The sequence below is a fragment of the Paraburkholderia sp. SIMBA_054 genome (genome assembly GCF_046534875.1).
Lineage (GTDB): Bacteria > Pseudomonadota > Gammaproteobacteria > Burkholderiales > Burkholderiaceae > Paraburkholderia > Paraburkholderia hospita.
The window spans coordinates 28,818-49,649 of record NZ_JAWRXV010000067.1 but is presented as its reverse complement, the minus strand read 5'-3'; the positions used below and the strand labels follow the sequence as shown (position 1 = coordinate 49,649).

At 60.9% G+C, this 20,832-nt stretch carries 11 protein-coding genes and 7 pseudogenes; 5 read left to right on the top strand and 13 right to left on the bottom strand.

Translation table 11 applies throughout. From position 1 onward, the window contains the following. Positions 1–10: 10 nt before the first annotated feature. The 7 genes and pseudogenes from SB822_RS45710 to SB822_RS45680 form a co-directional block, all read right to left on the bottom strand. Positions 11–893, bottom strand: a pseudogene (locus tag SB822_RS45710) (glycoside hydrolase family 15 protein). 163 nt (positions 894–1,056) lie between these two features. Beyond that, positions 1,057–1,566 (bottom strand): trehalase-like domain-containing protein, encoded by a 510-nt coding sequence (locus SB822_RS45705; RefSeq protein ID WP_410857801.1) that lies wholly within the window; start codon positions 1,564–1,566, stop codon positions 1,057–1,059. Between the two features lie 2 nt (positions 1,567–1,568). Further along, entirely contained in the window at positions 1,569–2,570 is a 1,002-nt protein-coding gene (locus SB822_RS45700) for an SDR family oxidoreductase (protein ID WP_410857800.1), read from the bottom strand. Between the two features lie 40 nt (positions 2,571–2,610). Next, a pseudogene (locus tag SB822_RS45695) lies at positions 2,611–4,253 on the bottom strand (GMC family oxidoreductase). After that, positions 4,243–4,890, bottom strand: a pseudogene (locus SB822_RS45690) (gluconate 2-dehydrogenase subunit 3 family protein). Before SB822_RS45690 ends, SB822_RS45695 begins: the two co-directional pseudogenes overlap by 11 nt. After that, complete coding sequence (locus SB822_RS45685) at positions 4,883–5,836, bottom strand: hypothetical protein (protein WP_410857799.1); 954 nt, start codon at positions 5,834–5,836, stop codon at positions 4,883–4,885. The pseudogene SB822_RS45690 and the gene SB822_RS45685 overlap by 8 nt, the downstream one beginning before the upstream one ends. Before the next feature lie 25 nt (positions 5,837–5,861). Beyond that, positions 5,862–6,906: pseudogene (locus SB822_RS45680) on the bottom strand (enolase C-terminal domain-like protein). A gap of 148 nt (positions 6,907–7,054) precedes the next feature. On the opposite strand from SB822_RS45680, the gene SB822_RS45675 reads away from it, so the two are divergent. Further along, a complete protein-coding gene (locus SB822_RS45675) occupies positions 7,055–8,848 on the top strand; it encodes a thiamine pyrophosphate-requiring protein (RefSeq protein ID WP_410857798.1) in 1,794 nt (597 codons plus the stop codon). Positions 8,849–9,817: 969 nt separating this feature from the next. On the opposite strand, the gene SB822_RS45670 is transcribed toward SB822_RS45675, so the two are convergent. Further along, on the bottom strand, positions 9,818–10,792 hold the full coding sequence (locus SB822_RS45670) for an IS5 family transposase (protein WP_410857797.1): 975 nt from the start codon (positions 10,790–10,792) through the stop codon (positions 9,818–9,820). Positions 10,793–11,094: 302 nt separating this feature from the next. Here SB822_RS45670 and SB822_RS45665 point away from each other — a divergent pair. After that, positions 11,095–11,259 (top strand): annotated as a pseudogene (locus SB822_RS45665) (IS110 family transposase); the annotation flags it as partial. Between the two features lie 83 nt (positions 11,260–11,342). Here the strand turns inward: SB822_RS45665 and SB822_RS45660 are convergent. Next, positions 11,343–11,669 (bottom strand): reverse transcriptase domain-containing protein, encoded by a 327-nt coding sequence (locus tag SB822_RS45660; RefSeq protein WP_410857796.1) that lies wholly within the window; start codon positions 11,667–11,669, stop codon positions 11,343–11,345. Beyond that, entirely contained in the window at positions 11,632–11,883 is a 252-nt protein-coding gene (locus tag SB822_RS45655) for a hypothetical protein (RefSeq protein ID WP_410857795.1), read from the bottom strand. The genes SB822_RS45660 and SB822_RS45655 overlap by 38 nt, the downstream gene beginning before the upstream one ends. A 1,392-nt stretch (positions 11,884–13,275) precedes the next feature. On the opposite strand from SB822_RS45655, the gene SB822_RS45650 reads away from it, so the two are divergent. Beyond that, a complete protein-coding gene (locus SB822_RS45650; RefSeq protein ID WP_410857794.1) occupies positions 13,276–15,267 on the top strand; it encodes a hypothetical protein in 1,992 nt (663 codons plus the stop codon). A 712-nt stretch (positions 15,268–15,979) separates the two neighbouring features. Beyond that, positions 15,980–17,446: an alkaline phosphatase family protein gene (locus SB822_RS45645; RefSeq protein ID WP_410857793.1), complete on the top strand. Its 1,467-nt coding sequence runs from the start codon at positions 15,980–15,982 to the stop codon at positions 17,444–17,446. Positions 17,447–17,490: 44 nt separating this feature from the next. Here the strand turns inward: SB822_RS45645 and SB822_RS45640 are convergent, their stop codons facing one another. The 3 genes and pseudogenes from SB822_RS45640 to SB822_RS45630 all read right to left on the bottom strand — a co-directional run bounded on the left by SB822_RS45640 (position 17,491) and on the right by SB822_RS45630 (position 19,397). Further along, entirely contained in the window at positions 17,491–17,781 is a 291-nt protein-coding gene (locus SB822_RS45640; RefSeq protein WP_410857792.1) for a hypothetical protein, read from the bottom strand. A 773-nt stretch (positions 17,782–18,554) separates the two neighbouring features. Further along, positions 18,555–18,704, bottom strand: a pseudogene (locus SB822_RS45635) (MarR family transcriptional regulator); the annotation flags it as partial. Positions 18,705–19,071: 367 nt separating this feature from the next. Further along, a pseudogene (locus tag SB822_RS45630) lies at positions 19,072–19,397 on the bottom strand (hypothetical protein). Between the two features lie 769 nt (positions 19,398–20,166). On the opposite strand from SB822_RS45630, the gene SB822_RS45625 reads away from it, so the two are divergent. Next, positions 20,167–20,832, top strand: a complete 666-nt coding sequence (locus SB822_RS45625) for a cytochrome c3 family protein (RefSeq protein WP_410857791.1) — start codon at positions 20,167–20,169, stop codon at positions 20,830–20,832.

The following is a 20,832-nucleotide window of genomic DNA, read 5'->3' as shown; positions in this document are numbered from 1 at the left end:
CAGGCTCATGCTAGAAACGCGCCTTCCTGCGGCTGGTGGTCACGTTCGCGTAAATTGCGGCGCGCACATCGCCGCGATAGCGCAGCACGAGGCCGTCCGGCATCAGCTTGCGTTCGATCGCATCGACGGTGGCCACGATGCGCGGGTCGTCCGCTGTCAGAAAGTCGAACAGGGGCAATAGCAACAGGCTCGCGTCCAGTTCGTCGCTTGTATACGTCTGGGTAAATGCGTTGACACGCGAATTGAAGCCCTTCGCGAGCACGTCGTGCCGTATTTCCTCTGCAAGCTGCTTCCATTTTTCGGCAGGCGCATGATGAACAAACTCTTCAGCGCTGCGGATCGCACGATCGACGGCGACCCACGCCATGACCTTCGAAAGGGTGAAATGCCTCCGTCTGTAATTCACACAGGCCATTATCCGGTTCACGCCATGTCGCCGCGACGTGATCGATGAGTCCGCGTTCAAGCACCCAGGCATCGGCGTCGGATGGCATGCCGTGACGCCGCGCGACGTAGAGCGCATTCATGACCTCACCATGGATGTCGTGCTGCGATTGCAGTACAGCAGCGTTACCAAACCGTACCGGGCGCGAGGCCTCATACCCGCTCAACGTCGGGCATTCCCATTCGAGAATCTGGCGCGCGCCGTCGCTGGTGTACATGATCTGCGTCTGCGCCGTATGGCCGGCGATCGCGCGCACCAGCCAGTCGCGCCACGCTGCCGCTTCTCCCTCGAAACCGGTGCCCGCGAGTGCGAGCATTGTGAAGCTGGCGTCGCGTAACCAGCAATAGCGGTAGTCCCAGTTGCGGGTTCCGCCGATATATTCCGGCAGCGAAGTGGTCGGCGCCGCAACGATGCCGCCCGTCAGACGATTCGACAGCCCCTTGAGCACAACGAGCGAAGCGCGAATCGCATCGGCATAGCGGCCTTGCGTAGGAAAGTGCGCAGACCAGCGTTGCCAGAATGTGAGCGTCTCATGCAGCGAGTGCGCGGCGTCGATCTGTGAGGGCGGTGGCTCGTGCGACCAGCAGCACGTCAGAACGAATGTATATTCGTCACCGGCACTCAACTCGACTGTATTTCGCACGCACGCGTCGTCTACAGTTGGCGTGTTGCGCGTCGAGCCAGAGCGCCCACGGGCCGCCGATGGCGGCAAGCTGCTCGCCCAGACGCCGGTGCCGTGGAAGCGCGCGTCCGTAGTTGAATCGCGCGGCCATTTCGCTCACGATGCCCAAGCGGCCCGAAACACAGCGCACCTGCCGGATGAGCCGCGCTGGCGTTGCCGCCCATTCCATCCAGTTGATGAGTTCGAGAGTGCCATGCGCGGTCTGCATCGTCGTCTCGAGTACGAGAGACGCTCCCAGATAACGTCGGCGTGTCGCAATGACGGGCTCATCCGGCGCGATCCGCCAGTAGCCATTCTCCGGGCCACCGATGAGCGCAGCGAAGCAGGAACTCGAATCGAACATCGGCCAGCACAGCCGGTCAATCGAACCGTCTTTGCCGACAAGGGCTGCGCTTTGCCCGTCCGCGAGCATCGCATAGTCCTCGATACGCAGGGACATGATCAGGTCCGCCGCCGGATGACACCGACGAAAAGCGTCGTGAGTGCAGCGACGCCGAGCGCCGCGAGGCCGCGATGGGTGTCGAGCCAGAACGCTGGATTCGACGACGAGGCTTGCGCGTCGAAGCGCCCATGCACGCGATGCAGTTCGCTCACAGGTTTCCACAAGTTCGAGGGCTGCGTGGCGCTGGCCATCTGCGCGTCCTGCTGCGCGTCGACACCCTTGCGGCCAAGGTAGCGATCGAGCAAGCCCGGCACCCACTGGTTCGCCACGATCGCCTTGATCGACGATACGCCGACCCATACTTCGCGGCGTCGGTGCGTGGCCGCCCAGAATATTGCGCGCGCAGCGACTTCGGGCTGAAAGATCGGCGCGACGGGACGTGCGGCGTGTTGCATGCGGTTTTCGGCCCAATCGAATTGGGGCGTGTTGAGCGCGGGCATCTGCACCATCGTCACATGCACGTGGCTTTTGCGATGATGGAGCTCGCACCGCAACGCATCGGTGAAGCCCCGGATCGCGTGCTTCGCGCCGCAATAGGCCGCTTGTAGCGGGATCGAACGGTACGCGAGCGCAGAGCCAACCTGGACGATCACGCCATGATCGCGCCGCGTCATTCGTTTCAATGCGGCCATCGTTCCCCACACGAAGCCGTGATAGGTCACATCGGTGATGCGCGCGAAATCCTCGTGCGGCAATTTACCGATGGGCGCGAAGGCGGTCACCATTGCGTTGTTGACCCAAACGTCGATGGGGCCGAGCCGCGATTCGATCGAGCCGGCCGCTGCTTCCACCGCGTCCGCGTCGCTCACATCCACCGGGATGGAGAGCACGCGCACGCCCGCTGCGCGGACTTCCTGAGCGGTGTCTTGAAGCGCGTCCGCATCGCGTGCGAGCAGCGCGACGTCGGCGCCGTGGCGCGCGAACTCCAGCGCGGCGGCGCGGCCCACGCCGGCTGTTGCGCCCGTGATAACGACCGTCTTCGGCTTACGGATACTGGTCACGATGCACACCTCCCTGATCTCTGACGTGGCGTGCGTCCGTTTATAGTTCACCGCGCGACGCAAGCGTTTCGATACGGTCCGCCGTGCGGCACGCGATGGCCTGGATCGTCAGCGACGGATTCACACCGCCCACGGTTGGAAAGACCGAGCCGTCGCAGATCCAGAGATTCGGAATATCCCAGCTACGGCAATCGGCGTTGACGACACTCGTAACCGGGTCATCGCCCATACGCGCGGTGCCGTTCAGGTGGCACGTGTCGTCGTGCTGTGCCCAGATCCGCCGCCCGCCGGCGGCTTCGAGCGCCTGGGTCATGAAGCCGAGCGCATGCGAGATCAGTTTCCGGTCGTTATCGCAATAGCTCCATGTGACACGCGCAATGGGCAGACCGTATTGATCTTTCTCATCGGCGAGCGTCACGCGGTTGCGCTCCTGCGGCAGGGTCTCGCCGACGATCTTCAGTCCTGCCTGATGGTTGTACCACTGCATTTCGTCGAGCAGCGGTTGTCCCCACAGACCGCGGCCGATCTGCGTCTGCGCCCACATGACGGGAAGTGGTCCCTGGCTCATGTACGCGTAGCCGCCAAAGAAGTCCTTACCCGTGTCGGTGTAGTTCCAGTGTTCGCTGATCGCGAGCGACGGTGGCCCCTTGTACCAGCGTATCTCGTCGTCGAGCACACCCCAGACGGCCTGGTTCGACTGAACCATCAGATTTTTGCCGACCAGCCCCGAGGTGTTCGCGAGGCCTTCGGGGAAACGGCTGTTCGCCGACATCAGCAGCAGGCGCGGCGTTTCGATTGCATATCCGGCCACTACGACATGGCGCGCACGCTGAAAATGCCATTGGCCTTCGCGCAGATATTCGACGCCCGTTGCACGCCCCTCCGGATTGACGTCGATGCGTCCGACCATTGCCAGATCGCGAATCTCGGCGCCGGCGTGGACGGCGCGCGGAATCCACGTGACCAGCGCACTCTGTTTCGCGTTGGTCGCGCAGCCGGACACGCAGAACCCGCGATAGACGCAAGGATGCGCTTTGCCGCGTGGCGCGGAGACAGTCGCAAGCGGCGTCGGGCTCCAGCCGATACCGAGCGCTTCCGCACCGCGTGCGAGCACCAATGCGGCGGCGTTCATCTCATGCGCGCGATACGGATAGCGGGGCCGCTTCGGACCCCACGGATAGCGCACGGGGCCGGAGATCTTGAGCGCATCTTCGACGTAGGTGTAATAGCGCCACATCTCGCGCCAGTCGAGCGGCCAGTCTGCGCCGTAGCCGAGCAGCGAGCGCGCTTTGAACCATTCAGGCCTGAACCGCAGCGAGACCATCGCGAAGTGCACGGTACTGCCGCCGACCGCCTTGCCGCTATTGTTCGCGCCGAGCACGAGCGGATTCTCGCCGTCGACGATGCGTTCGTCAGTCCAGTACAGCTTGGACTGATGGGTTTCGTCGGAGGCGAACTCTTCGAGTGGCCGCCACCACGCGCCCGCGTCCAGCGCGACGACCCTGAAGCCTTTTTCCGCGAGACGACACGCGAGCGTTCCGCCGCCCGCGCCCGTGCCGACGATCACGAAATCGACCTCGTCGTGCAGCGATATTCGCGCATGGGCAGCCATCCGCCGCGCGTGAACACGTCGGGCGCGCGTCCGTCCTTGCCACGGGGATGATGAAGGGCATCATCGAGCACGCTGCTTGTCCTCCGTTGTCTTATCGCGCGATACGTCGACGGCTTCCCACGGATCGCGTCTGTTGAACACCATGCGCACATAGCCACGCGGATTGGCCGGCCCCCCAAAGCCGATCTCGCTCCATGCGCACGGATGCGAATACAGGGTGGTGCAGATGTCGTGGAGCACGCGTTGGGTGAAGAACAGCTTCGACGGCATGTGCTGCCAAGCATCGCGCATCAGCGTTCCATGCTCAAGCGCCTGAATGAGGCCAGCACGCGCATGCTCATCAAGATCGGCAAAGATCGTGTGATATCGGTGCTAGCTTTCGTCATCGAGTGCGGCGAGGCCGATCCGCCATGCCTCCTGCAAGCGCGGCAGTTGAGCATGGCGATAGCCGTCGCTCTTGCCCGCTGCAATCTTGCGATCGACAAGCGCTGCGAGCGGCACGACTGGCCGATGCACCGGCTGCGGGACGATGACTTCGCATAGCGCGCGCAACGCGCGCCACTGCGCGGGATTACACCACGCCGGCTCGTCGGCGGTTGCGATGCGCGTGTCGATGACAGCGCGCGTGGCATCGTCCCATGACGGCGTATCGCGCTTGTCCAGCACATCATAGCCCGGGTACTTTGGAAGTGAGCGTGCGTCACTCATGCTCTGTCTCCCTCATCCGCAACGCGGCGAGCCCTGCCAGCGCAAGTGCGGTGAAACCCGGCGGCGCGGGCAACGGCGGGCCGCCCAGAATGTTCTGGGACCAGTTGCGCCAGCCGCCCTGGCTGCGCGCAATGCCTCGCGCATGAAGCAGCATGCCGAGCATGCCTAGCGCGGCCGTTGCACGCAGCCATGCTCGGGTAATCCAGCGCTTGCGCGGCGCGCAGAGCGCGGCCTGCATGAGCAGCACGGCGGCAAGCGGTGGCACCGTGACAGGCGCGTACATGGCGCGATGCTGGAAGGCGCCGCGAAAATGCAGCAGGCCGACTTCTGCGACCGTACCGGCGAGGCCGACGCTGGCGGCGAGCGCGAGCGCCTTGCCGGCAGGCATGCCGAATAACCGTGGATCCACAGCCGGTTCATTACGCAGCTGCTCACCGACCGCACCGAGCGCCCCGGAGAGCAGCAACGACATTGGTGCGCCGAGCGGCGCCCCATAGAACAGGTTATGCCAGCTCCAGCCGCCCGGCCGTTTCGTCACGTTGTAGAGGTGGAAGGCCGTGCCCGCGATACCCGCCGCGGCTGCTGCGACATAGACTGCATGCCGCGCGGAATGCGACGCCGCCGTCCGGTCGCGGCCGCCATGCAGACCGGCAAGCAACGAACATGTCGCAGATAGAAGCGGTGCATACATCGCGCGGTTCTCGACGGAGCCGCGATAGTGCTCGACGGCGCTGTCCGCCAGCGCGGAGAAGGCAAGCACGGCAGAACCATGGTTGAAGCCGCGCGCGGCTTCGATGTGCGCCTGCTCAGGCTGATGGGTCGATGGGGTACGCGCTAGCTGCTGTGGGGCGCGCGGGCGTGGTGCGCCGCCTCTTTTCGCCGCCAAAGCGGCGGTACCTGAAGCTGCGCATAGTGCGCCGAGCATGTAGAAGATCGTTCTTGTCATCGTGAAGAAGGCATCGTTATGGCTTTTATCGGACGTCGACCGCGAAGCGGCTTGCATCCGCGCGTTTGAATTCGAGACCGCAGCCAGCGCGCGACAGATCCGGAGCAATGGTCCCTTGCGTCACGCGCGGCGCGCCGTCGATGAGCGGAGAGCGGGATATGTAAGGCAGATGCAAGATGCGCTGCCTCGACGAACCCTGTCACGCCGCCGCAACGGCTGGCATCCGCCTGCAACACGTCTACCGCGCCGGCTTCGAGCATCCGCACGAAATAGTCGATCGTGTAGCCGTATTCGCCAGCGGCGATGTCCATCTGTATGGGCGCCTCCGCGCGCATTCGTCTGAGGCCGGCCAGGTCGTCGGATGTGACCGGTTCTTCGAACCATTGCACGTCTTCATCCGCAACGCGATGAGCTAAACGCAATGCAGAGATGACATCGAACGCGCCGTTGGCATCAATGAACAAACCGGTGTCCGGTCCGATCGCCTCGCGGGCACAGAGAAGCCGCGAAGGATCCCGTTCAGGGTGGGTGCCTATCTTGATCTTGACCCAGCGGCAGCCATCGTCGTGAACCCATGCTTGCAGCTGGTCACGCATCTGCGTGTCGGTATAGGTGGTGAAGCCGCCGCTGCCGTACACGGGCACGCTGTCGCGCGCCTGGCCTAGCACGGTGACGAGAGGCACAGCAAGGCGCTTCGCATGCAGGTCCCAGAGTGCACAGTCCAGCGCCGATATCGCCGTAGCGGCCACGCCGTCGCGCCCAAGATTGCGTGCGCGCCGTTGCATTCTCAACCAGAGGCTTCGAATATGCGAAGCCTCTTCACCGACCAGCACATCGGCGAACGTCCGCCGGACGAGCTTCGCCACGCACGCGTCGCTGTACGTGTAGCCCAGGCCCGTTACACCGCCTGCTTCGATTTCCACGACGACGAGTGTGGTCGAGTTCCATTCAAAGGTGCCATCCGCTTCGGGCGCATCGGTTGGAATCGTATAGGCGTTCGCTTTGACTTTTGTGATGTGGGCCGCGCTGAAGCGGTCGGGAGTGCGAAGCGCTGTGGCGTGACTGGACATGACGATGGTCGACCCGGAAGAAGCAGTTGATTGCCTGCGCGAGAAGAGCGAGCAAAGGATGTGCCTTACAGCAAGATTTCGTCAGCGAGGGGGCGCGCTGATTGCTGATGAATGACATGGCAATCCACTTCTTTTACGGGAGACTTTCATGTCAACCACAGTCGGTGACTTCATTGTCGAGAGGCTGCATCACTGGGGCGTCAGGCGTATGTACGGCTATCCGGGCGACGGCATCAATGGCGTGTTCGGAGCGTTGAATCGTGCGGATGGGAAGATCGACTTCGTGCAGGCACGGCACGAAGAAATGGCGGCGTTCATGGCGAGCGCCCACGCAAAGTTTACGGGCGAACTCGGTGTCTGCATCGCGACTTCGGGGCCGGGTGCTTCGCACCTGATTACCGGTCTCTACGATGCGCGCATGGATCATATGCCCGTGCTCGCTATCGTCGGTCAGCAGGCGCGCGCAGCACTTGGATCACACTATCAGCAGGAACTCGATCTTGCGGCGATGTTCAAGGACGTGGCGGGCGCCTATGTGCAACAGGCGAGCGTGCCCGCACAGGTGCGTCACCTCGTCGATCGCGCGATCCGCATCGCGCTGTCGGAACGGCGTGTGACGGCGCTGATTCTGCCCAATGATTTGCAGGACCTCGAATACGAACCGCCCGCGCGCAAGCACGGCACGGCGCATTCCGGTGTCGGCTATTCGCAGCCGACCGTGATTCCCACACAAGACGATCTGCAGCGCGCAGCCGACGTGCTCAACGCCGGGCATAAAGTTGCAATCCTCGTTGGCGCCGGAGCTTTGAACGCCACCGACGAAGTCATCGCGGTCGCAAACCGGCTCGGCGCGGGCGTGGCGAAAGCGCTGCTCGGCAAGGCCGTGCTGCCCGACGATCTGCCGTGGGTGACAGGATCGATCGGTCTGCTCGGCACGAAGCCGAGCTACGAAATGATGAATGCGTGCGACACGCTGCTGATGATCGGCTCGGGCTTCCCCTATTCGGAATTCCTGCCGAAGGAGGGCGACGCACGCGGCGTGCAGATCGACATCAAGGCCGGCATGCTGAGCCTGCGCTACCCGATGGAAGTGAACCTCGTCGGCGACAGCGCGGCGACGTTACGCGCGCTGCTGCCCTTGCTGACTGAAAAGGACAGCCACACATGGCGCTCGCGAATCGAACGCTGGACTTCGCGCTGGTGGGAGACGCTCGACGAACGCGCCCATCAGCCCGCCAGCAACGGCGTGAACCCGCAGCGCGCTTTCACTGAACTGTCGCCGCGCCTGCCCGATAACGTCATCCTCACGAGCGACTCGGGCTCGTGCGCGAACTGGTATGCGCGCGATCTGAAGATCCGGCGCGGCATGATGGCGTCGTTGTCAGGCGGGCTGGCGTCGATGGGCGCGGCCGTGCCGTATGCGATTGCCGCGAAGTTCGCGTATCCGGGACGGCCCGTGATCGCGATGGTCGGTGACGGCGCGATGCAGATGAACAACATGGCGGAACTCATCACCGTTGCAAAGTACTGGAAACAATGGGCCGATCCGCGCTGGATCTGCATGGTGCTGAATAACGAAGACCTGAATCAGGTCACGTGGGAGCAGCGGGTGATGGAAGGTGATCCGAAGTTCGACGCGTCGCAGAAGGTGCCCAATGTGCCGTATCACCGGTTCGCGGAAATGCTCGGCTTGACAGGCATCTATGTCGACGAGGCCGAGCAACTGGCCGATGCATGGGAAACGGCGCTGGCCGCGAAACGGCCCGTCGTACTCGAGGTGAAGTCGGACCCTGAAGTGCCGCCGCTGCCGCCGCACGTGACGCTCGCGCAGGCACGCGCGTTTGCGCGGACCTTGATGGAAGGCGACCCGAAAGAAGGCAGCGTGATCGCCAATACGGCGCGTCAGGTACTGGGCGCGGTGATTCCAGGTGGCAAGGATTAGCAGCTTTGGCCATCACGCGGTCGAAAGATTGATATGCACTTTGCGCACTCGCCCTCGACACGGACTTTATTCAAAGCAAGAGTCTGGACCCACTGCAGCCAAGCGGTGGCCAGCCGCAGGAGAAGGCGGAGCAATTCGGTGCTGAAGTCGCGATGAAGCCGTCTGGGGGGCAGCGTGCCGAGCCTGCACGCTCTACGTAGTGCTAGCCCCGCTGGAGTCCAGCTTTGTCACAGACTAGGAAGTCTCGGACAAACCGCCAATACTTGCGGCGGGTGCTCTCTGCGAGGCCCTCCCCGGTGTGCACATACGCTCAGACTCGCTTAGGAATTCGGCCGCGTAATTGACCGCGTAGGCGTCGCGGAGCTCTCTTTGCCGCGCGCCAGTTGTCGGCCACCATGGTCGGTAGGGACGTTCAGGAAATTATGCGAACCATTGCCAGCCACACGGCTGTACGATGCAGCCTGAACACGACCGTGTCGCCGTCGTCTACATGGCGCTTCGCCTGATCTGCGGGCGTGGGAATCGTGACTAGCGGAAGCTTCAGATAGTTTCGATCAAGAGGTAAGGGAAGGGCCACCTTAGCGTGATGCGAAAGAATAACGCGCTATGATGCATAGACCCTAAGCTGCGCCCGCGGCGATCGCCGCGTTCGGTCGTCGGACGGTACGCGCGGCCATGAACCGGTCATTCGGTTCATTCGCTCACGACGTAGCACGGCGGTTCGAATGTCGGCTCCGCACCCAGGCAACGGCCATTCGCGCTCCGACAAGGTATGGTGAGTCGTCCTGCTATCTGATCGCGTTTTTGGACGGGACGTAAGCCGCGCATGATCTAGGGCTACGCTGATCAAGCCACGAAACTGGAGCTCGACCAGTACTTCAATGGTGTTTCGTCGTGAAGTCGAACCTCATTCTCACCTTGGAGCCTTTGCCGGCTCCAAAAGCGGGCGATTTACCCGCTTTTCGCCCATTACGGGCACACCTGTGCCATCAGTCGCCTGCGCGACAGGTAAACGTTGGCCAGTGCCAGCGCGACGAATGCACGGTTGGCGTTCTTCGCCAGCCCGCGATAGCGTACCTTCGTGAAGCCCCACAACCGCTTTACAACGGCAAACACGTGCTCAACACGCGCGCGGATCTTCGACTTATTGCGGTTCTTGCTGCGCGCGACCTCGTCGACCTGGCCAGCCCGCCGGGTACGCTGGTTGGTGAAGTCGCGTGCCCTGGGTGCCTTGCTGCGGATCAGATCCTTCTGGCTCGCGTAGGCGCTGTCGCCATAGACGCGCTCCTCCTGGCCGTGCAGCAATTGCGGCAGCGGGTGCTTGTCGTGCACATTGGCCGGTGTGACCACTGCGCTATGGGCCAGACCGCTTTGGCTATCAACCCCGATGTGCAGCTTCGCGCCGAAATACCACTGCTGGCCTTTGCGCGTCTGATGCATTTCAGGATCACGCGCTTTCTGTTCATTCTTCGTCGAGCTTGGCGCCGAGATCAGCGTTGCATCCACGATGGTGCCGCTGCTGAGTTTCATCCCGCTGGCTTGCAGCACGCGCCCCACCTCGGCAAAGAGTCGTTCACCCAGTTTGTTCGTCTCGAGCAGGCGCCGGAATTTGAGCAGTGTCGTCGCGTCCGGCACGGCTTCGCAACCAAGATCGATTCCCACAAAGCGACGCAAGCTCGTGCTGTCGTACAGTGCCTCCTCGCAAGCAAAGTCGGCCAGGTTGAACCAGTGCTGGATGAAGTGAATCCGCAGCATGCGTTCGAGACCAATGGGCGGGCGACCGTTGCCGCGTTTCGGGTAAAACGGCTCAACTACCGCGCACAGTTCGGCCCACGGCACGATTGTGTCCATCGTGTCGAGAAACTCGTCGCGCCGCGTGCGTTTGCGTCGTGTCTCGAATCCCGCGCCTTGATCTGCTGCCATCGCGAGCGTCTGCTGCTTCATCGTCTTTCGCCTTTCTCGTTGCGTGTGCGCTCTATAACGCTTGAGGCACATGAACGGTGGACTTAATCAGCGTTGCCCTAGCCAGTACACCGATCACGTTCGTCGGGTTTCGGCTCGGTTTGAGACTGTCGCCAGCGATGCGATTACATCCAGGCGTGAAGCAACGCCTCTAAACCGCGGGACTTCCAAGTACTTTGCTCAGTTCTTCCAGGGTGTAGGGTTTGCGCAACGCCTTCCAGCGGAACGGGAGCCCTGGAGCAGCAGGCATCTTGTCGCCCGAGGCAAATACAATGCACAGCGCGGTGCTCCGCTATGTGAAACCCAAGACCGACCCGCACAGCATCTGGCTACAGCAGCTCATCGCGCGACGCGGATATAACTGCGCCGCCGTCGTGCTGGCCAACAAGCACGCCCGAATCGTACAGGCGCTGCTCAGTACCGACGAACACTTCGTTCCTAAAGCGTAGCCCGGGCCTGACATAAGGGGGCAACGTGAACAGCAAGATCAAACAACCAGTTTTGCATGGCTGTGAGCCCGCCCGTGCCGTGCTCACAGCCACGCCATAGCATGACAAACCGACGACACGCCTTTGTCTGGGTAAAACAGCTGCCCGTCCTCCAGTACACCCGCTTTCAGCCACTTATCGATCAGTCGTCTCACGACGCCGTCCGTGACTCTGTTAGCCAGAAATTCCCGCAGTCCGGTTCGATCAATGCTATCGAAGTACTTCCGAACATCAACGTCTAATACCCGTTTACCGCGCCGCTCCATTACCCCGGCACGCACAGCCTGCAATGCCTGAAGGGCACTTCGTCGCGGCCGGAAGCCATACGAACTATCAAAGAAATCCTGCTCGTAGATTGGCTCCAGCAGCATCGCAACGCTGCGCTACCTTGTCCTCAAACGAGGGAATGCCGAGGCCACGCTGCCCGCCATCGGCTTTGGCGATGTAGTGCCGACGGACCGGTGGCGCCTGATAGCGTCCTGACTTGAGCCGATCAATCAAGCTGCGAAGATTCTGCTCAAGGTTTGACGCATAGTCCTGCGCGGTCTGGCCATCGACACCCACGGCATCATCTTGCGGGTGCATTCGTAGGCATACTGCATCCACTCGTAATCGATGTAATGGTTCAATGAGGTAAATGCCATTCCTCGGTTACTTCTTGCCAACTCGGCTATTCGCTTCTGTTTCGTTGACATGCTATCCGGTTTCAAAGCACCCTCCGTGTTTCTCAAAAGCGATTCTGTACCAACGGTGCCCCGCTTCCCTCGACTGGGTCCGCCTGAGCAGCGTTCCCCAAGGTCAGCGGTACTATCAGGGCACTAAGACTTCCTGTGCTGAATACGAGGTCACTTATGGATTCGCTTCCCCCGCTCCAGTTCCCGCCACCTCGTTTGCTCCCTCGGCGGTGGTGACCTCCGCCTCGGCCTGGCCCTGTTTGTCTAGCCCGTGCCTTGGGCTTTCTGAACTGGTCACACACAGGTTCTCCCAGGTTTCTGGGTAATCCATCCCATACCTTTGCCCCGCTCTCAGATCCCGGCCGGCCCGCCTTTGCCTCACCCTACCGGCTCGGCGGTGCTGTCCCCAGGCCATTTGAAACTGAAGACGCCAGCATTGGCGATTTCGGAACTCAATCACGCGGCTTTGGTATCTGACTACGCTTCAAGTAGTGCGTTACCGCACTCGCATGCAAGACTCGCTTCCGGCTAGTGGTTAGCCTTTGCCGGCCGGGAGTCGAACCCGCTGGACTACTACGAATGGTTTCTGTTCTCACTTCCTCCATTCCCAGGCTTCGCCTGGCGCTTCAAGCGTTCGCCTTGCTGGGCCCGCGCCCGCGCCCGCGCTTGACGCGTCACACCTTCATGGAGAATCACACCCGCACAGGTTTTGCGAAGCTTCTCAAAGCGATGACGAAATACGTTGAACCAGCACTCTGAAGCCTGTTTTTCGTGCCGGCTGCCGTTTGTGGCCAGCCGCCTGGACGTTTTGAGCAACTTGCGTGATGTAGCGTAGGGGTCTCCCTGAGGCATCTTACACAAACGTCGATGCCAGTCGCGATCCGACGGACGCGGACAAGCCTGCCTGGGCGCATCGCTGCAAACGATGCCTGCCGAACCACCGCGGAGCCTGCTGCTCTGGCTCTGGTCGCTCACCGGCTGCAGGGACATGGGCAGCATGGACGCTAGCCCACCCGCACAACCTGTCGCTCGCCAACCCCGGGATGCGCCGGTAGTCTTGTCTCCGTGCTGGTATGCCACCCGCGCTCCCGAACAGAGGACGATGCAAGTTCAATATCGGCCAGCCAGATGTCGGCATCGATATGCACGCGATTGAAGCGGTGAATGCGAGCTTCCCGTTGCTGATGCATTACATATCGCCTATGTTTATAGCGCTGGCGAATGCGGTGCCCCAACTCATGGCGTGACGAGGAATGCGTCGACCCTCCGCGCTCCACTACTGACAATCGCGTAGGGAGACATCATGTCTTCGGTAATCATCGATGTGAGTGCATCGATTATCTATAACGATTCGACAAAGGCCGCCGCGAATGCGACCGTAATTCAGAACGCACTGAATAATGTCAGTACGCTCACCTACGTGCAGGTTCAGGTGAATACTCCCGGTGTTTACTACTGCAATCAGGTCGTGATGCCGACCAACACGTCGTTCCTGCTGGGCTACGGCGTCACGCACCGCAAGCCCGCGAACTACAACCTGTGCATGTTCATCAACAAGGGTGCGCTTCAGAGTACACCGGTTGGTGACAGCAATATTGCGTTCTTCGGTCAAGGCACGATTGACGGTAACGCCGCGAGCCAGACGAGCCTCACGCAGGCAGTCGGCGTGATTACGCCCAATACCTTCCTCTATGGTATTCAGGGCGAGATATCGATGATCAACGTGAAGAACTTCGAGTGCGCGGTGGCAAACCCATACAACACGAATGGCTTCTTCTGCCAGTACATTGGTACTGACGCGTATTTCCACGACATGAATCCGAATGTGGAACGTGACTTCATACATATCAACGGCCCGTCGAAGCACATTGTTGTGGATCGTTGCAGTGGATTTTCGAATGACGCGTTTATCGCGCTAAACGCGTGGGATTGGCACCGCAGTAGTCCCACGGTCGGCGACATTGTGGACGTACGGATCAACGACTGTGCATATTACGGTTGTACCGGCCTCGCTGGCCAGACCCGGACTTCCAGTCTTGTCGTGTTCCTGCCGGGCACCCGGACAACGGGTAACGGAACGGGCACTGGTAACGTCAGGAACGTGTCGGTGGACGGCTGGGAGGTCAATATGAGCACCGCGCCGGGAACACCTGCGTCGCCGGGGTTCGCGATCACGGGTGACTTCGATCAGGTGAACGGCTCCGAGTATTCCGGAGTCGGTCTGGTCGAAAACGTCAGGATTACACGTGGGTATTACGCGATGACAAACGCGAACTGCAGGATGATGGTCGTGCAGAAGACCCCGAGCGGATCTCCCGCCGATGGCCAGAACACGCTCACAGTGCGCAACGTTGTTGTCGAGCAGGTGCACTGCGATGCGTCGGTCGGTACGAATGGCAATATCGCCGTGTCAATACAGGTGCCGTACAACACGTTCAACCTGGATGGCGTGAAGTTCAAGGATTGTGAATGGACCCCGTCGAACCTGTCGTCGAACCAGGCATTTGTCCAGTTCGGTAATAAGACGGTTGCCCGTCAGGTGATCATCGATGGGCTCACAATCAATTCGAACGGCGCGACCGCCCCTACGGCGGCGTGCTTTATCAACCAGTACAGCGCTGGAAATGCGGCGGTGATCGATGACCTGACGCTGGACCGAATTATGACCGCACAGGGATATCAGATACCGCAAGCATGGTTTCTGCTGTCGGGCGGCGTGAACGACTTCCGGTCGCGCGGTAACAACATCGTCGGCCCGAATGGAGGCGCCGATGGTCAAGGGATATATCTGGTCGCGAATACTGCGTACATCGGTTACGGCGTGGTCTCCGATGGCTACTTCAACGGCGTCAAGGCTGGTGTGCAGATCAACAACGCATCGGCTGCCGGCGTGACGCTGGAATGGCGTGACTGCAAGATCCTGAATCAAACGCACCCGATTTTTATGAATGGCGCGTTCACCGCGAACATCTCGTATGTTGGCGGCATGTTGAGCACAGGCGCGAATCTGGTCCGTAACGTGTCGGGGGCGACGACCTTGTCGCTGTTTGGCACGACGGTCAGCGGTACGGGTGCACAAGCGGTCACCGTCGTATCAGGTACGGTGCGCATCACGAAGTCGGACCTTGCGCCGATCACAGCAAGCGGTGCGGTGCTGACCCCGCAGAACAACGATGTGGTCAATTTTGCGGGTACGCCTTCTTATACGGGTGCCGTGGTCCAGGGTGGCGGCACGGGGGCGGGCATGTATATCTATCGCGGTACGGGCGCGACGGGTTGGGTGAAAGTGAATTGAGCCTTGGCGATGAATTGCAGTTCGCGACTGTATTCGACCGTCACTCGCCCGGTGCAGATTCCTCTTTCAGTACCCTCGCCTACAGATCCAAACTCGTTGAGTCAACACTTGAACGGTTCTCGAAGCTGGCTCGACTATAAGATGACCGCGTGAGATCGATCCAGACACCGGTTGGATGGGATGACGAATCGTGAACGCCTCCCATACTGTTTCCGCTGCCTCGTACTCAACGATGTCGACGTGTCTGCTCCACGCTGAAGGGCGAATGGCTCGACCCAACGGTCGACTATTTCAGGTCACACTTGCTTGAATCGGCGCCGTGTCTGTCTTGCGCAATGCTGCCTACTTCGCTCCCGCTCTTTGGACGATAAATCGTTGTCGAGGATTGCGTCCAGCGCCATCCCCGCAAGGCACGCTAGCACAATTAACGGTGGTTAGCGTTTCTGTGAACACGGCTAGCGGAATTAACGAACTTCAGCATCGTCATCGACGAAGTCCCGCGGGTTGCCAGTGCCCGTGAGCACGAGCCCCCCAGGGCGATTGGAAAGGATCAGGCATTACACCAGCATGCGTCGCGCGTTGCGCTGCAGCGCAAGCGCTTCATTACGCACGGGTACGTCAAGTGCTGACGATGGCTGACCAGGCCACATGATCAATCGATCAATCAAGCGACGGCGACCCGATCGGTCTTTACAGCAAGGGAGGTAACGCCATGAGCGATCATCAGTCTTCGAATGCACCCGATCCCACGCGCCGCAAGATCTTGGCGGCGCTCGCGGGCAGTGTCGCGTTGTCGGCGTGTGGCGGGGGAGGTGGCGGCGGATCGTCGGGAAGCACGGGTTCGACGAGCGGCATTCCGCCCGATCGCGCGAACCTTCCGCGTCCTGGTCTGCCGAACCCGGCCACTTCGGGCGTCGATCACATCGTTCTCGTCACGATGGAGAACCGCTCGTTCGATCACATGTTCGGCTGGGTGCCGAACGCGGAACACCAGCAGAGCCGCCAGTTCACCGACGCGTTCGGTCAGACGCAATCGTCGTTCGCGCTGACGTCGAACGCAGCCTACGGATTCCAAGCGTGCTCGTTCTCCGACCCGAACCATATGTACGAAGCCGGGCGCGTTCAACTGGCCAACGGTGCGATGAATGGCTTTCTACTGACGCCCGGCACGAGTCTCATGCGCGGCGACCTGCTGCCGATCGGCTATTTCGGCCAGGCCGATCTCGACTTCTATCGCGGAGCGGTCACGCAATACACGGTTTGCGACTACTACATGAGCGGCATCTTGTCGGCCACGTTTCCGAACCGTCTCTATCTGCATAGTGGCGAGACCGACCGTCTCGACGACAGCACCGGTACGTCGTCGCTGCCAACCATCTGGGACCGGCTCGACGCAAAGAACGTCTCATCGACGTATTACTACGACGACGTCCCGTTCACTGCGCTGTACGGCTCGCGCTATGTCGGCCGCTCGAAGCTGTTCGCGGAATTTCTTGCGGATGCGGCCTCCGGCAATCTGCCGTCGTTCTGCATGGTCGATCCGAGTTTCGCGGGCGAGGTGCAAGGCACGTCGAACGACGATCACCCGCATGCCGACGTGCGCAACGGCCAGGTGCTGCTCGGCCAGATATACGACGCGCTGCGCACCGGTCCGAACTGGAGCACGACGCTGATGATTCTCGTGTATGACGAATGGGGCGGTTTCATGGAGCATGCGGTGCCTCCCATCAAGCCTGTATCGACGGCGGAGCAGGGTGTCGGCAACGATGGCCGGCTCGGATTCCGCGTGCCGTGCATGCTGTTCGGGCCGCGCGTGCGCGCGAACATGGTGTCACGCTATCCGTTCGATCCCAGCTCGATTCATCAACTGATTGCGTGGCGCTTCGGCCTCGATCCGCTGGGCGTGCGTGCGAGCGACGCGAGCACCTTCAACGTGGCGTACGCCCTCGACTTCACCGACGCCCCGCGAACCGACGCACCCGCGATTGCGGTGACGCAAGGTACGTTCGGCGTCGCGTGCTCGACAGCGGGGATCATTCCGGGGCTTGGCGGAGTCGATCACAGCCAGCAGGTCCCGTCTACCTCGGCCGCTCAGCCAGCCGTAACCAACGCGCCGGGCGGACGCTTCGCTGACTTGCGCGCGAAAGCGACCGCGCTAGGGTTCCCCGGCGGCATGTAAATTCTGCACGGCGCTCGTATGGTACGGCTTGATGACAACTGCGGCTATGCGACCTGGGTTGAAGAGCCGCAATCCATCTGCGATGGTTGCTTGAGGAAGTGCTCAAGCGGCTTCCTCTTGTCGCACGCCTGCGAAACCCCAGATGGTTCGGCGGCGAAGCGTTCTTGGCAACCGCGGGATTTATCAGCGAACTGGTACCTCGCGCGCACGCGTGCTTTGATCGGTACAGGCAGGCGATGGGCGAACTGAATCACCACGGTGATGAAGTGTTTATTTCCGCGGCGCTCAATCTGCTTGCCGATGACGGATATCAGATCATCGATCTCGGTGCGCATCGACTTGTCGGACGTCACTGGTCCGGCAACACGCATCGCGATCTGCGCTGGTTCAAAGGTTGTTCGCTGCTACATCTGCCCGGATGCAAGCGGCTGCTCGAACGTCAGGCCCGCCGTCGGACGTTCAGCGCGGCGCACATCTGGCGAAGACTGGTCCTGTTGCACGAGCTGAATCGGCCCATCTGGCCGCTCAGACGCTGGCTCCGCTCCAGCGAGCGACCGTGTCACCAGATACTCTGGCCGTGAGACAACGGACGCCGCGCCAACCGTCGACGCCCTCGCTTTCGAACCGGGTATGAAACAGCGCCACGCAGTAAGCGCTTCCGTGACGCCGTGAGAGCAGTTCGCGCACCCGCGTAGGGAGTGATTACCTGCCCATCAGTCCGGCGATTTCTTGTAGTGGAATGGCGCTCAGATAATATAATCGCCTTACTGAATTAACCGGGCAGTCCCAAGAGCTTGCGGAACCGCTTACGATCATCGTGGCCGCTTCCGTAATTTCTTGATAGCTAAAGGTCTTCACGGGGTGCTTCACGGGCACGGACGACACGAGTCGCCAGCACCAATCTTGAGCGCGGTTCTCCGCCGTACGACGCTGCGCGCCAGACGTTTTTTCGCCGGTCACACTGATCCGGCCAGATCCGCAAACTGACATGAGTCGGCGACGACGCGACGGACGGCATCCTGCGCGAGGCGGACCAGGGACAAACCGCGCAAGATCAGCCGGCCGGACAGCGCATCACGCCACCGGCGGCCGGCTTCGCAGTGCGGACTCAGCCTTGCTGCGCAAAGATTTTTCCAGGTTTTTTCTGCGTTGCAGTGTCGGCCGGTTCATGCACCAGGAAGTCCAGCCGCAAGTCCGCGTCCGCCATCGAAAGGTCGAGCAGCTCGCAATAGTGCGGCGTCTTCTTCGGATTCAACGAACACAAGGGACCGGTCACGAATGAGCAGAAACTGATGGATGCGGTCACGGCTGCGACGGGCGGGGGCAAGGCGGCAACCAGCGAGGCAGTCGACGCGTTCATCGCTTCGGTCACTGACGGTCACGACCGGCAAGACCGATCCAGCTGATCGGCTTCGGTTTGTTTTCCACCGGTACGCTTAACGCGCGTAACGAGATGGCTGACGTACGTACCCGTGACGTACTGCCGTGCAAAGAAAGCTTCGCAATCCGGTACGCCAGTCACACGGAAACGGATGAGTGCGCGTCGAGCGCAGGCGTTGCCGCGCGCCTTGGTGGCGCTGAGGCGTAAATGGTCCCGGCGAGTTGAACCGGGGGTGTCAGTCAGGTCAGTGGAGTTGTCGCTTCAGGTCAGAAAGTTCCGAATGCATCGAACTGACTGCATCCTTGATGCTCGCGTCGAGACTCCCGGCCTGTTGGCAAGCGCGCTCTGCACGATCACCAATCCGTTCGAGATCGTCGACGCATTGCCGGATTTGATCCTCCTCCGTTGACGACATGACCTGCTTCGTCGATTTGCGTTCCTTATCGAACTCATCCACGCAGTTCATCAAGCCCTTTGGAATCGACGTGCCGGCGTGGCAGTCCGTGATGCCTCGCTGACCGTTTGCTCCGAATGAGTAAAGCGGTTTTGGATTTCACTGGCCTGCAGCATGGGTGAGAGCGAGCTTGTAGCACGACTAACGTTGATCGCCAGCCTTCATAGCGACTCCACCATCGTAGGCTGCTTTTCGGAACTGCGGCGGATTCGCCTCAAAGTCAACGGGACGTTAGCCTAACGTCAGCGAGTCACATCACATGCTGATTTGACCAGATTCGGCACAATGCGGTACGCGTCCAGTCGCTTCAAATACCTTCAATGCAATTGGATTTCAATTCGGCGCGGCGCCTTTACAGATGATTGACAGACGCTGAGTCGCATCGTCCTATACCTGACATTACCGATCGCCCGGCTTGGCCGCAGTCATCCGGCATCCGGCAGCACGAAATATTCGTCTGCATGGTTGCCGGAACGGGCTCTTCACGATTCGAAGTGCGATCGAGAACGGATCGCATTCCGTGGCCCGCTATGCCCGCGACCCTTCTGAGCCACCAGTCCATTTCCGCGTCGATGCAATGGCAAAGTGCATGTTCGTGAAGCGACATGCCTTATATAGCGGCGCTCGCGAAGGTGTGCGATAGGATCAACTGTTAAATGTACCGGTACCCATTGTAAGAATGACAGCGGCACTACTATCAATAAAGGTGTAACGCGAAGACGTCACAATGCGCGCTGTCGCAAGGCAGCTAGCGAAAGCAGCAAGACAGCATCTGAGCACTGCACACTTGCGACCGCTCTGATACTCCCGTGCTTAAACTCTTGTCACGGCAAGCGCTGGCATCGCGTTTGCACCGCTTTCCCGGCAAAGAAGTCAGACCTCAGGATGGCGTGTGCTTTCATGGCGCAAGCGTTCAGTCAGTCAACGGTTCTTGCCATCAAACTGTTTTCGATGGCGGCGTTTCTGCTTGTGTTTGCCGCCATCACTGCTGCGCGCTGGTACGCTGAGCCCGACGACAAGACGGGAGAGCCCGTCGAGCAGCCGATCCCTTTCAGCCATAAGCATCACGTCGGCGATGATGGTGTCGACTGCCGTTATTGCCATACATCGGTCGAAAAGTCCGCGTTCGCTGGGATGCCATCCACCCAGATCTGCCTGACTTGCCATTCGCAGTTGTTCACCGATTCGCCGGTACTCACGCCGCTGCACGCCAGTATGGACAGCAATACCCAGATTCGCTGGAACCGTGTGCACGACCTGCCGGACTTCGTGTATTTCGATCACAGCATCCATGTCAACAAGGGCGTCGCCTGTATCGAGTGTCACGGCCGGATCGATGAAATGCCGCTGACTGCGCGCGTGGCCTCGCTCGACATGCAGTGGTGCCTGCAGTGTCATCGGAGCGCGCCTCGGCATGTCCGGCCGCTCGCAGATGTGTTCGCGATCAGTGACACGCGGCCGCTGTCCCAGCAGGAGATTGGGCAGTTGAATCGGCTCTTTCATCTGCAGGACACGCGGCGCCTGACCGATTGCTCGACCTGCCATCGTTGA